Origin of the sequence: Paraburkholderia sp. HD33-4 (assembly GCF_021390635.1) — a bacterium.
In the GTDB taxonomy this organism is placed as follows: domain Bacteria; phylum Pseudomonadota; class Gammaproteobacteria; order Burkholderiales; family Burkholderiaceae; genus Paraburkholderia.
This window is the reverse complement of sequence record NZ_JAJEJS010000002.1, coordinates 996320-1009646: the sequence shown is the minus strand read 5'-3', so window position 1 is coordinate 1009646 and position 13327 is coordinate 996320. Positions and strand designations below refer to the sequence as shown.

Below are 13327 nucleotides of genomic sequence, written 5' to 3'. Positions count from 1 at the left end.
ACCGTCACGCCGCCATCGACCTAAAGAATGTGACCGTTGACGAAGTCCGACGCGCCGCTCGCGAGGAAGATCAGCGTTCGATCCGTGACGCTAACCGGATGCATCGACATCGTGCCTGAATTGACGGCGCTGCTCGGCGTCGGTGATGCACCCTTCGACCCGCTGGACGAACTCGTCGAAATTCGCGGCATGCCGCGCCTCGCGAGTGGCGATCATCTTCGCGATCGGGCCCAGATAGACGGCCAGTTTGACGGCGACGGCATCGATACTGGCCTGATCGATCGCACTGGTCATTGGCGTGCCTGTGGCGGTCGCCGGCGAGACAGCCGATACCTTTGCCGTGGCCGTGGCCGTGGCCGTCGCGGCACGCGCGCCCTGCGTTGACGACGTGATTATCGACATCTCGGGCAAGCCAGCCGTCAAGCGTGCGAAGGCCTGCTCGAATTCGAGCCGTGCGGTGTCCGGCAACACCGCCGCCAGTTGTGCGCCGAGCGCTGGCAGGTCGTTCGCCTGGGTGGCCGCGCGTCGCACCAGCAGGCTCGCGAGCGGGCCCATGTGGATCGCAAGTTGGCGTTCGATGCGCGCGAGCACCTCAGGCGGCCAACTCTGCGGCGCCGAAGGCGCACGCATGGGTGGGTTGCCGCCGCCCGTCGCGAGCGCCGGCGAGAACGAGGACGCGGACAAATAGGCGGACGGCGTCACGATGGTCCGGTCATCGTCGGCCGCGGCCGATGAGACGGCCAACAACCTCAAGCTCGCGAGCCATTGCGCGGCCGAAGCAAAGCGGTCTTCCGGCCGCCTCGCAAGCGCCCGGGCGACCATCGCATCGAGCGCCGGCGGCAACGCGGAGACGATTTCCGATGGCGGGGCCGGCGTATCTTTGATGATCTTCTGCCTGATGGTCGCCGGCGAGCCGACGAACGGCTGACGCCCCGTCAGCATCCGGTACAGCACGACGCCGGCCGAGAACAGGTCCGCGCGGGCATCGACGGATGCGCCCTCGAACTGCTCGGGCGACATGTAGCTCGGCGTGCCGATCATCCACCCGGACGAAGTCGCGGCGGAGCCCACGCGCGCGACGCCAAAATCGGCGACCTTCAGCAACCCCGCCGCCGTGACGAGCAGATTCGCAGGCTTGATGTCGCGATGCACGACGCCGGCTTCATGCGCATACGCGAGCGCCGCGAGCAGTTGCGCCAGCCAGTGAAAAGCCTCTGACAGCGGCAGCGCGTGGCCCGGCACCAGCAAGGTATCGAGGCCATGTCCGGCGACGTACTCCATCACGATATAGGCCGTGTCGCCGTCTTCACCGAAATCGTGGACCGTGACGATGTTCGGATGCGCGAGCCGACCGGCCGCGCGCGCCTCGTTGCGAAAACGCTGCAGCATGTCGCCGCTGCGGTCCTCGCTGGCAAGCAGTTCGCGACGCACGGTTTTCAGCGCCACTGGTCGTTCGAGGTGCGGGTCGAACGCGAGATAGACGACGCCCATGGCTCCCGTGCCCAACACACGGTCGATACGGTATTTGCCAATCTGCGTAGGCGTTGCTTCGTTGCTCATTCGCGTTCCGATCGAGGGCCGCGTGGCCGATCATGCCAGCTTACGCCCCCAGCATCCGCAGCGCTTCGACGAGGCTCGTTTTCATGCGGTTGAACGACACGGCGAGCGAGGCGATCTCGTCACCGCCCCGGGTCGAAAACGACGCCGTGTCGAGCTTGCCGAGACTGACTTCGTCGGCCGCGCGCGACAAAGCCTTGAGCCGCTTGGTCACGAGGAAATGCACCATCAGGTTCAGCGCGATCAGCACGCAGCCGAACACCGCGGCGAACGACAGCATGAACGTGCGCCAGACGCTGTGCGCCTGTCCCAGCGGCAACGACATCGGCACGGACACGACCTGCGCGCCGATCGTTTCATGCAGAGGCCAGTTGAAGCCGTTCGCCGGCCCGTACTTGTCGAGCATCGTGCGCGGCGCCGCGGAGGGCGTGCTGTGGCATTCGAGGCAGGCGGCCGAGTCGATGCGGGTAGGCCGCGCGATGTAAAGGCTCGGGCCCGACGGCGTCGCGCGTTCGCCGATCAGTTCGGGCAATTCGGGGTGGTCATGCAGGCGCCGGATCACATCGGTCTCCCAATCCGTGGCGCGGTCGCGCGGATTGGTCGGATCGAGCATCGCGCTCTTGTACGAGAAGCCCGGAAACTTCTTCTGGATCGCGAGCAGGCTCTCGACGGCCGAATACGCGGGGATCGACTGCGGGACGAACGCGTATTTGATCTGCGTGGCAAGCAGCGGCGTCACCTGTTCGGACGTGTAGTTCTGCGCCGCGGTGGCGGCTTCGATCATCAGGCTCGCGTCGCGCACGGTCGTCTGCACCGCGTTTTCCTGCAACACCCGGTCGGCCACGAAACCGGTCGCGGCGAATCCCGCGGCGAACACGACGAGGAAGGCGAGATTGAACTTCAGAGTCAACGACAGGTTCATGGCGGCTCCACGCGAATGGTGTGCAGGGCGTCAACGCCTGGTGGTGCATGGTATGTCAATGATGTGCGTCTTCGTCCGCCGTGGGTTTGTCCCGGTAGATCGATCCGGGGCCGTATTGCGGACGCGCTGGCGGCGGCGCTTGCGCGGGCTGTTTGTGTGGCTCGCTCGCAGGCCGCGGCGGCGGCGGATGCAAGATCGGCCGCCATTCCGGCAGAACGTCCAGGTGGGCATCGACCTGCGCGCGAAAGGCAGGCGTTTTCAGGCGCGGCACGAAGCGTTTGACGAAGGTGCCGCGCTCGCTGACGCTGCTCGTGAGCCAGTCGGAGACGTCGGCGTAATCGACGGCGCGCAATGGCGCGGCGAGTTCGTGCCTGCTCGCGAGCCGCCCCGCTACCCCGACCAGAGCATCCCGAAAGCCCGGCGGCATCGTGCCGATGAACTCCGCGGACGGCCGGGGCTGCGCACGCAGCGGCTCATCGGCATGTCGTTCGAGGTACTGGCCCGCGCGCAAGGTCAGTTTCGGCGCCTGGGCAGGAGCGCGAACGACGACGATCGCAGCGTCGCCGGACTCCGCGAAGATGGCGGCCCGCTCGGCGGTAGCCATCGTGACGACCGACCACGGGCCATTGCCTGAAGGTTTGATGTCAAGGCCGTGAAGCTCGATCGACAGCGGCGGTTGTGCGGCTGCGCTCACGTTGCAGCCGACCTTGAGCCAGCCGCTCAGCAGCGTGATCCGCAATGGTCCCGCCGCGGCGTTTTGCGGCTGCGCCGGCGTTTTGAGCAGTACTTGCGTCTGCGGCCCGAGGGCGATCAGCGTCCCCGCACTGTCTTCGAGTTGCGCGGATTTGCCGGCGTCGGTTTCGACGATGTCGTCGTCGCGCAGCCTCGCGCCCTCGCCCGTCCGATACAGCGACGCGCCTCGAATCACCGACACGGGACTCTCGGCGAACGCGACGACCACCTCCGCGTGGGCAAGCGGCAGCATCGACGCGAACAGCGCCAATGCGCCGCCAGCGCGTGCGCGCAGCAAGGCTGACGCCAGCATGACGAGGAAACGGCGAGCGGATGGCATCATCAGGGTCCGTTACGTCGGTGTCTGCGGTACTGTCTATCGTAGACGGTCCGATTCGTCGAGGGGTTAACCGACGCTGGCGGACACACAACGTATTTGCCCCAATTGCGGCGCGCTGCTTTCAAAAAGACTACTAGGGCCTGTTCACGCTAATAACGGGCTTGCGAACGTGCCTTTGCGCCTGTAGTGCAAGGAGCGAGGAGCGCCGTTTGGCCGAGCCAAACAAGCGACAACCGACGCCGCAATACGGGCGGAAAGACACGTTCCCCTGTTCGAAAAAAAAATCCATCGCGGGGCTGGCCCGTTATTAGCGTGAACAGGCCCTAGCGACATCGTGCCCGGCAATCGCGTGCAGATCAGAACTATTTTCAAAATCCGCACGGCTGATTCGTCTATTCACCGTGCATGGCGCGCGGTGCGGACCGTCGCGCATGCGTCAATTCCCGAACGTCGCCAGCCTGAACGTGCACGCGGTCGCCCCCGGCATCAGCAGCCCCTGCTCCACGCCGACGGGCACCTGACTATTGCCCGGCCCGTACAGCCAGTAGGTGAAGTAAAGCGCTCCCGCATGACTGACCGCGAGTCGTTCCAACGCCTGGAACGGCCCCGAATTGATCTTGCCCAACTGCGGCACGAGGTTGATATCGGTCGAACCACCGAGCGTGTGCGGAATCGCGTGTCCCCGGTGGTAGGTCCCGCCGTTGGCGAGCGGGTGTCCGCGCATCCGCGTCGCGATTTCCTTGCGCGGCACCGTACTCTTTCCCTGACTGATTCCCCACGCCGCGACGAGGCGTTCGGTCGACATGTCGAACAGATATGAAAACTGGCCCACGGACGTTTCGAGCAATTCGCACGTTGCGACGCGCCGGACATAATCGTCTGCCCATAGCTCCACCAGCAGCGGTGCGATCTCGTCGCTGAACGCGTCGGCCGCATGCGCGTTCGACAAGCGCGGCAAGATGCGGTTGAGTTCTGCGTAATCCGTCATGGGTCACCTCGAAAGCGTGTGTCGCGCCGGCCACGCGGCTCGCTTCGCCCCGCTCGCTTCGTCCTCTTTATCCGCCCGCTTTCGCGACCGCCTGCTGCAAGCGCCGCCGCACCTTGGCGACATCGATGCCGCCAGGGCCCGGCGTGTCGATGATCGGCATATAGCGCGCGGGCGTATGCAGCAGGTAGGCCTGCATCTCGTCGATCACGATCCGGTCGCTCGGGTCGTAGCCGAGGTTCTCCAGTTGCCGGGTCAACTCCGCGCGTTCCTCGTAGCTCAACACCTGCCACCAGAACGCGCGGCACGCGTGCGCGTACGCGGCGTCCGAGAAGTACTGCCAATGGCCCAATTCGTGACTCAGGATCGCGGCCCTGACGGTGGCGTCGATCGTCTCGCCGCCCGGGGCGCGACCGAGGCCGGGAATGGTGATCAGAAAATCGTGTGAGCTCGCCGCTTTCCAGATCCCCTGCTCGTCGCGAATCAGGCGCCATCGCACGAGAATCGTCTGCAACGTGCGCTCGCCCTGGTTCAGCACCACGCCCTGCTCGCGCGCGACTTCGAAGAAGTGCGTCAACTCCGCCGTGCTGAAGTTGTTGCCCGCCGTCAGTCCGGCCGGATCGGTGCCAAAGCGACGCGCGTGAGCCGCGATGGCCGCCGCCGACACCACGCGGTCGCGCGGCATGTCGCGCCGTTCGAGCAATGCCACCACGCGCGCGAACATGGCGCCCTGTTGCTCGAGGCTGGCCGCCTGCATCACATAGAGACCGGGTTGGTCCGTCACGGTGAACAGTTGCAGGCGCGCATCGGGTGCCAATGCGGCGGCGAGGCGGTCAAGCGGCAAGCGCACGGCCCCGGTGTCGTCATCGACGGCCGCGGGCACGGGCTGCGCGTCCGATGCGCGCGGCGCATCGGCGGCATTGTTCGATGTCTGTGGACCGGCGGCGGTGGCGACCGCGATCGTGGCGACGCACGCGAACAGCAGCACCGCGCGCGTCGCCACGTCGCTACACACGCGATAACCTGTCATCGGTGGCAACCTCGCAAACGCCTAGTCCGTGATCGTGACGATCGTCACCCGACGATTCTCCGGCGCCGTCGGATTGCGCTTGTTCAACGGATCGGAAGAACCCTTGCCGAGCGACGATAACCGCTCGGCCGCAATGCCGTCCTTCTGCGTCAGATAGTCGACCACCGCGGCCGCGCGGTCTTCGGAGAGCTTCATGTTGGCATCGGGCGACCCGCGCGGATCGGCATGCCCTTCGACGCGAAACCGGTAGGCCGCGAGTTTCTCCGACTGCAACGCACCGGCGACCTTGTCGAGCGCGGCCTTCGCGCTGTCGGTGAGCGTGGCCGAATTGGTGGCGAACGTAATGAGGATTTGCGCGGAAGGCTTTCTCGCGGGCTCGGGCCGCGGCGCGGCGGACGGCGGCTTGTTCGACAGCACGAAGCCGCGCGTCACGACGTTGTCGCCCGACTCGCTCGACTGGTCGGGCTCGAGCGCGCGCGTGACCGCCTGCTCGTTGATGTCCTTCTCGTTCAGGACCGGCTCGGCTGCGCGCGTGGCCGTGCACAGCAATGCAAGCAGGCACAGCGCGGCGGACAGAGCGCCGCTCGGAAAGCGTCGTGCGGAACACGAATGGGTCAGGCGTGACATACGGCGATCTCCGCGGAAAGGAGTTGCGGTGAAGCCGCCAGCGCCCCGTCACGGACCGTCGGCGAACACCGGCGGGAACCGGCGTATGACAGCCTCATCCTTTAAAGACGAATGATGGGAAGTCAATTTGAAACGCTTACCCTTGTCCTTACCCTGACCCGCGGCGGCCGCGTCAGTCAGGCCGTCGCTACGCGCCCGCGTTCGCAATCACGCCGATCACCGCATCCCACTCCTGCATGCCGACGTCGAGCAGACTCGCGAACTGCGAGCCGGTCGCCGCGCCCGCGGAAATTCTCGCCGAAGCCGCGACCGCTGGCGATCCGTCGCTCCACCAGATCGCGTGTCCCATTGCGACGGTCTGTTCGAGCAAGGCGGCGAATCCGCCGTCGGCCGCATCGGGGATGGCGAGCCGCCACGGCATCGATGCGCGATCCCCGCTGGACAGGCCCTCGGCTCGCAACGCCGCGTCGAATCCATCGAGACCGAATTCCGGCGTCAGTGTCGACAATGCCAGTCCTACCAAACGGTCATACCAGGCCTGCGCATCGGCCAGTCGCCGTGCAAGTTCGGCGCCGTCGACCGCCTGAGCGATCGTGAACGGAAAATAGCGTCCCACACGGTCCACGCCGGGCGTCAGAACGCCCGCCCAGGCGTTCGGGCCATACAGACCCGCGCCGAGTGCGAAACTCCACACAGGGGCGTTCAGATACAGTTCAAGCCACTGCGCGCCAAAGCGCTGCCGCGCCTGCACCATGCCTTCCTGCAAGCCCTGATCCCAACGCGCGACGAACTCGGCCGGCAAGCGCCGTCCTACGAAATCGCCATGCGTGCGCACCTTGCCGAAGAAACCAGGCGCAAGCGTCGGCTCCCGTGCAGGCTCGCCCCTCATAGCCGATCGGGACAGCGGAACTGCTCGAGCATCGCGCGACGGAACGGATTCACGATGCTGCTGGCCGCCAGTTCGAACTCCGCGCGCCGGCCATCGGAGTCGAAGCTCAGGCGGAAGCGGTCGGGTTGCGCGGTTGGTTGCAGATGCGCGTCGTCCATCAGATGCAGCAGTGCCCACGGTCCGTCGGCGCGCGCAGCCGGCGCGCTGCCCGCCGGCGTGAACTCGACGTGCGCCTGGCCGGTGCCCTTGCCGCTCGGCCACTGGAACACCATCGATTGCGGGCTGTCGGGTTTGACGACCATCTGCTGCCCGTCGATGTCGAGCGTGAACTGCGTGATCGACGGATCGATGCTGACCGGCTTCACCGTGAAGCGTACCGACACGTCCCGGCCGCCGGCACGGAAGAACGCATCGCGGATCTGCGCCGCGCGCTGGAATTGCGCGAGCACGTCGACCGGGATGCCGAGCGTATCGACGCCGCTGCGCCATTTCCACTGCGGTCCCGACATGTCGACCATCGTCGCGAGATTCTTCTGGAAGAAGTCGTCGATCAAGCCGCCCGGGCTCAGCAGCCTGCCGAAATCGTCGGGCGCGACGTCGCGGGTGGAGCCGCGCACGAGCGGATAGCGACCGTCGAGCGCCTGCCGGCACAGCTGCGCCACGTTCGCCTGCCACAACGCGTTCAGGCGCGCGCGCTCGCCGCCCACCATCAGCGACCCCGCCCCGCTGGCGACGTTGGTGGCCACCGCCGCGAGTGGCGGCGGCGCCCCCTGGGCCACCAGCTTGAGCTTGTTCAACGCATCGCCGGGCGGCGGCGGCAAGCCCTGACGGCGCGCCGAATCCGCCGCCTCCAGATAGGTCGCGGCGTCCTTCAGCGCGGCGAGTTGCGTGTCCAGCGGAACCGGACCCTGCGCGCCGGGTTTGCCGGCCAGCTCATGCAGCGCCTGGAAATGCGCGTCGACCGGATTGAGTTCGGCCGGCGGGGGCGGCGCCGCGTCTTCCGGCTGATTGCCGAGCGCGCTCTCGAGGCGCTTTTTGGCCGCATCGAGTTTGTTGGTCAATGCGCTCACGCCCTGCTCCGTCAGCGAACCGCCGGTTCTGGTGCTGCCCAGCGTGGTCTCCTGCGCCGCGGCCAGCATCAGCGAGCGCAGTGGCGAGTCGGGCGCCGCAAGCACAGTGGCCACGCGCGCCCCCTGCTCCACGCCGTCGAACGGCACCACGTCGATGTCGTTGAGCAACGCGTCCCATTGGCGGATGTACTCGTCGTAGTAAAGCCGCGTGATGCCGGCCTTCAGATCGTCGATGCCGTTCGGCGTCAATACCGATTCCTGACGGCCGAGCACCCAATCGTCCTTCGCGATATCGATCACCGCCGCGTCGCGCAACTGGCCGAACTTCTGATAGCCGGCTCGCGTGTACGCGCCTGAAACACCGCGCGTCAACGGCGCGCCGCTCTTGCGCACGAGCACCAGCGCGGCATTGCGCCCCGCCGCGTTGGCGACGCTGAACTCCGGCAGTCTGCTCTGTTCGAGATCGCGTTTGACGCGGTTGAACAGGCGCTGCGTCAGCGGCATTTTGGCGAGCGTCGCGCGCGCCTGCGCGATCAGATCCTTGTCGAGCGGTAGCGACGCGTCGAAGCGCGCCGGCTGGAACAGCGCGGCGAGATGGCCGTCGATATCGTTGCGCTGCTCGTCGCTGGCATCGCGCAGCGGCCCGCGCCGCCAATCGACATCGGCCCACAAGCGCACCGAGTCGGCGTCGAAGTGCAGCGAGTCGCCGAGCATCAGATACGCGCGCAAGACTTCGTACTGGAAGTCGGGATTATTCGCGTCGCCGCGGCGCAATTCGTCTTCCATGCGGCTCACGACCAGAGGCAGCAAAGTCTGCCGCAACAGCCGCCGGTAGCTGTTCTGCGCTTCGAGGCCGAGCTTGTCGCCCTGAAAAAGACCAAGGCGCGACAGCCACGGCGCGCTCTTGTCGCGCTCCGCATAACCGCCGGGAAGGTCGCGCGCGGCGTTGAGCAGCGGCAGCAGCGCAAGCGGGTTGTCGCTCTGCTGGGTGGTCTGCGCGAGCTTCTGCAAGTCGGTGACATGCTGCTGAACATCGGCGACGTAGGCGCGATTGCGTTGATAGCTGACGAAGAACAGCACCAGCGCCAGCACCGTGACGACACCAATCGCCGCCAGCGCGGCGCGCTGGAACCACGCGCGGCGCCGCTCCAGCTTCTGGTTCACGCCCGCGAGTCCCGCTTCCTCGAAGATCACGCCGCGCAGCAAGCGCGTGATGAAGTACGCGCGTCCGCTCGCCGGATCGGGCAACACGGCCTGTCGCTGGAAGCCGAGCGCCGAGGCCACCGCGCTCATCACGCGATCGATTGGCCGGCCTTCCTGGGTGCCGCTCGTGAAATACACGCCGCGCAGCAACGCCGACTGCTCGAAGCGCGAGGTGCTGAAGGTTTCGTCGAGAAAGCCCTTCAGCGCGGCTTGCAGACCCGCGAACTGCTGCGGAAATCCATACACCAGCGCGCGCCGGCGAACGTCCGTCTCACGCTGCATGCGGTTCAGCACGCGGGCTTGCAGCTGCTTTGCCAGCGCGTCGAATTCGGCGGGAAACGCGGCCAGTGCGTCGTCGGGCGAACCTTGTTCGGTGAACGGGAACGTCATGCCCCAGACCTGTTCGCGCTCGTCGCGGCCGAGATCGTCGAAGAATTCGGCGAAGCCCGCGAGCAGATCGCATTTGGTCACGATCACGTAGACCGGAAAGCGCATGCCAAGCTGGCCGTACAGTTCCTTGAGCCGCTCGCGCACGGCTTGCGCCTGCTGCGCGCGTTGCGTGTCGGACAGTTGCAGCAGGTCGCTGGTCGACAAGGCCACGATGACGCCATTCAGCGGCCGGCGCGGACGATACTTGCGCAGCAGTTGCAGGAAGCCGGCCCACGCGGCCTGATCGGCTGGGGCGAAACTGTCCTGGGTGGTGAAGCGGCCCGCGGTATCGAGCAGCACCGCATCGTCGGTGAACCACCAGTCGCAATTGCGCGTGCCGCCCACGCCGCCGATCGACTGCTTGCCGAGCCGCTCGGCCAGCGGAAACTTGAGCCCTGAGTTCAGCAGCGCCGTGGTCTTGCCCGTGCCGGGCGCGCCGACGAACATGTACCACGGCAACTGGTACACGTACTGACTGCCGAAACGGCCCTTGACCCGCGCCTTGCGCAAGGTCGCCATGGCGGCTTCGAAACGCTGCTTCAACGCGGCGATGTCGGCCTCGGATTCTTTCTTGCCGGGCTCGGGCTCGGCCGGTCCCTCCGCCACCACGCGGGTGAACTTGATGTTGGCGACGCGCACCGCGATCCAGCGCACGCTCCAGTACACCGCCCACACCAGCAGCAACACGATGATCACGGCCCAGCGGCTGCTGTTGCTTTCGAGCGGCTCGTTACCCGCGTATGAGACGAGCGGCCCCTCGACCCAGACGATCAGCGACAGCGCGAGCACGCCGAGCAACGACAGCACGATGGCTCGTCTCAGCCAGCCAAAGATTTTCATACCCGGCTCCCCTGGGCCACGGGCCACGGACTCGTCAGCGAGGCCTTCACGATGCCGCTCCCGGCGCCAGCACCGTGATATCGACGCGGCGGTTGCGCGCCCGATTCGCGGCGGTGTCGTTCGGCGCGATCGGCTCTGCGTCGCCGCGCCCTTCGGCGCTGAAACGGGCTGGGCTGCCGGCACGCGACGCGAGCATGTCGCGGACCGCTTCGGCGCGCGCCTGCGACAGATGCCAGTTCGATGGAAAGCGCGCGGACAAGACCCGCTGGTTATCCGTATGACCGGCGACCACCACGTTGCCCGGCACTTCCTTCAACGCATCGCCGATACGCTGGATCAGCGGCACGAACCCCGCGGCCAGATCGGCACTGCCCGACGCGAACAGGCCGTCGCCGTTGATCGTGACGACCGTCCGATCGGGCAACTCGGAAACCTGCACGAGACCGCGGGCAATTTCCGGCGCAAGAAACTGCGACAGCTTCGGCGCGGGCTTGGGCGCGGCCGCCAGTTTCGAAGCCAGCACGGGAGCCGGCGCGACGCGGATACCGTGCAGCGCTTCGAACACGCGGTCGGACATGTCGTTGAGCCGGAAGCTCAACACCAGATGAACGATCACCAGTAACAGGCAAGCGATCGCCGCAGCCACCCACAACGGCACGAGTTGCAACAACGGCTTGCGCTCGACCTTGACCGGCAGCCAGTGCGGCGACAGATCGCGCTCGGCCGCGCCACGCTGGCCGCGAATCATCTGGTCGAGGCGTTCGCGGATCGTGTCGAGTTGCGTGCGGCCACCGTCGATCAGACGGTAACGTCCTTCGAAGCCGAGGCCGAGAATCACGTAGATCAATTCGAGCACGTCGATGTTGCCCGCGGGATTCTGCGCGAGACGCTGCAGGATCAGGAAAAAGCGCTCGCCGCCCGAAGCCTCGTTGTGGAACGTCACCAGCAGGCTGCGGCTGCCCCACAAGCCCGCGCCCCACGGCGTGCTGGCGATCGCTTCGTCGAGGAAGGTGCACAGGCAGTAGCGCGAGGCGCCCAGCTTCTCGTCGTCGATACCGTTGGCGCGGCCTTGCGTCTCGAAGTTGCGCACCATTTGCATTAGCTGGCTGCGCAGGTCCTCGACATTCGGATGAGTCGGCAACTGGCGCAGCGGCAGCGCCAGTTCGATCAGCGGGTTGGCCGCGCGCAAGAGCGGATTGAGCCCGCCGCCGGCAGGCAGCATCGGCGCGGGCGTCGCGGCGGCGCCCATGAACGCCGCCCGCGCGCCGCCCGGTGTCGGAATCAGGATCGTCGCGCCGGGATCGTCGGCGGGGCCACGCGGTTCGTCAGGACTCACGATGAACTTCCCCAATCAAATGCGTCAGCGGCGAATTGCCCAGAACTCCATCGTCAGCCCGGGAAACTCGCCGGCGACATGCAACGCCATGCCCGCGGAGGTCGAGAACTGCTTCCACAGTTCGTTGCCGCGATCGAGTTCGAAGTAGGTAAAGCCCGCATGGAACGGCAATTGCCGCGGCGCCACCGGCAACGCGCGCAGCCCGACACCCGGCAATTGCAGATTGACGAGATCGCGAATGCGTTCGATCGGTCCGATCTTCACCTGCGGCGCGAAGCCGGTCAGGATATGCTCGGCCGGCATTTGCGCGCGCACCGCGAGCACGAAGGTGGCGCCGGCGAACAGCGTCTTGTCCGGCACGATCGCCACGCGCAGGCCGAACTTGCGCTCTTCGAGCGGGATCGACACGGCGTGCGGGTCCATCACCATGCTCAGCGACGCGCGAATGTCGTCGATCACCGGTGCGAAGGTTTCGCGCAACCACTCATGGCGATACACCGGATACGCCGGCGGCCGCTTCGACGCCTGGCTGAAGGTCGCCAGCTCGCCGGCCAGCTGCACCGCCACCTGGTACAGCGCTTCGGGATGCAGACCGGTCATCGTCGACAGATGCGCGGCGAGCGGCTCATGGCGATTGATCAGTTGCAGCAACAGGAAATCGGCCACTTCCGCGACACCCGTCACGCCGGGCTGCGCGAGCCGTCCGGCCAGCGCTTCGCCGCGCTGATGCAGAAGACCCACGAGGTCGTCGACGAACGCCGCAAGCCGGCGCGCCACCCGATAGTCGAGACAGGGCGGGCTGTAGTCGTTTTCGAGCACGACGCGGTTGTCGGGCAGACGCTCGAGCACCCGCGCGACGCCGAGAGCCGTATAGGCATTCGCCACTTCCGGCGCGAGCGCGAGACGCACCCGCAGTTTGCCGATCTGCAGCAACGCGGCGCCGGCATTCGGATCGTTGCTGTCGCTGACGTCGAATTCGGCGACACGGTGCCGCGCGAAGTTCTCCTCGCTGGCTTCGTTGCCGGTTTCGGCGACGCCCGGCCTGCGCACCGGCAACGCCAGTTGAACCAGCACGTTGCGGGTGCCTTCGGGAATCTCGAGCGGTTCGGGCAAGTCATCGTCGGCGGGCAGATCGAAGGGCGTGCCGTCCGGCATCACGCCGGAGCACGACAGCAGCGCGAGCTTGCCGAGCTTGAGCAGCGGCTCGTCGATCTCCAGCGCGGTGAAGCCCCAACTGTACGGACGCAGGCCGGCCGCGCGCGTTTCCAGTTGCCGCTGCAGATAACGGTCGTGCTGCTGCAAGTGCTGGGGCTGAAGAAACATCCCCTCCGACCAGATGACTTTGCTGTTCCAGGACATGTTGTCTC

Annotated in this window: 10 protein-coding genes; all 10 read right to left on the bottom strand. The window is 66.5% G+C overall.

The window, feature by feature from the left end; genetic code table 11:
- Positions 1-90 precede the first annotated feature (90 nt).
- Positions 91-1560, bottom strand: a complete 1470-nt coding sequence (locus L0U84_RS24400; protein ID WP_233853428.1) for a serine/threonine-protein kinase — start codon at positions 1558-1560, stop codon at positions 91-93.
- Between the two features lie 40 nt (positions 1561-1600).
- Positions 1601-2479: a c-type heme family protein gene (locus L0U84_RS24395; RefSeq protein WP_233853427.1), complete on the bottom strand. Its 879-nt coding sequence runs from the start codon at positions 2477-2479 to the stop codon at positions 1601-1603.
- 55 nt (positions 2480-2534) lie between these two features.
- Entirely contained in the window at positions 2535-3554 is a 1020-nt protein-coding gene (locus tag L0U84_RS24390) for a hypothetical protein (RefSeq protein WP_233853426.1), read from the bottom strand.
- A 433-nt stretch (positions 3555-3987) separates the two neighbouring features.
- Positions 3988-4539 carry a DNA/RNA non-specific endonuclease gene (locus tag L0U84_RS24385; RefSeq protein WP_233853422.1) on the bottom strand — a complete coding sequence of 184 codons (552 nt, stop codon included), beginning with the start codon at positions 4537-4539 and terminating at the stop codon, positions 3988-3990.
- A 67-nt stretch (positions 4540-4606) separates the two neighbouring features.
- Positions 4607-5566 carry a hypothetical protein gene (locus tag L0U84_RS24380; RefSeq protein WP_233853421.1) on the bottom strand — a complete coding sequence of 320 codons (960 nt, stop codon included), beginning with the start codon at positions 5564-5566 and terminating at the stop codon, positions 4607-4609.
- Between the two features lie 21 nt (positions 5567-5587).
- Positions 5588-6193: an OmpA family protein gene (locus L0U84_RS24375; protein ID WP_233853417.1), complete on the bottom strand. Its 606-nt coding sequence runs from the start codon at positions 6191-6193 to the stop codon at positions 5588-5590.
- 187 nt (positions 6194-6380) lie between these two features.
- Complete coding sequence (gene tagF, locus L0U84_RS24370) at positions 6381-7082, bottom strand: type VI secretion system-associated protein TagF (RefSeq protein ID WP_233853414.1); 702 nt, start codon at positions 7080-7082, stop codon at positions 6381-6383.
- The gene (gene tssM, locus L0U84_RS24365) at positions 7079-10624 is read right to left on the bottom strand and encodes a type VI secretion system membrane subunit TssM (protein ID WP_233853406.1); all 3546 of its coding nucleotides are present in this window, start codon (positions 10622-10624) and stop codon (positions 7079-7081) included. The genes tagF and tssM overlap by 4 nt, the downstream gene beginning before the upstream one ends.
- 46 nt (positions 10625-10670) lie before the next feature.
- The gene (locus L0U84_RS24360; protein WP_233853402.1) at positions 10671-11960 is read right to left on the bottom strand and encodes a DotU family type VI secretion system protein; all 1290 of its coding nucleotides are present in this window, start codon (positions 11958-11960) and stop codon (positions 10671-10673) included.
- Positions 11961-11984: 24 nt separating this feature from the next.
- A complete protein-coding gene (tssK, locus tag L0U84_RS24355) occupies positions 11985-13319 on the bottom strand; it encodes a type VI secretion system baseplate subunit TssK (protein ID WP_233853401.1) in 1335 nt (444 codons plus the stop codon).
- Between the last annotated feature and the right edge of the window lie 8 nt (positions 13320-13327).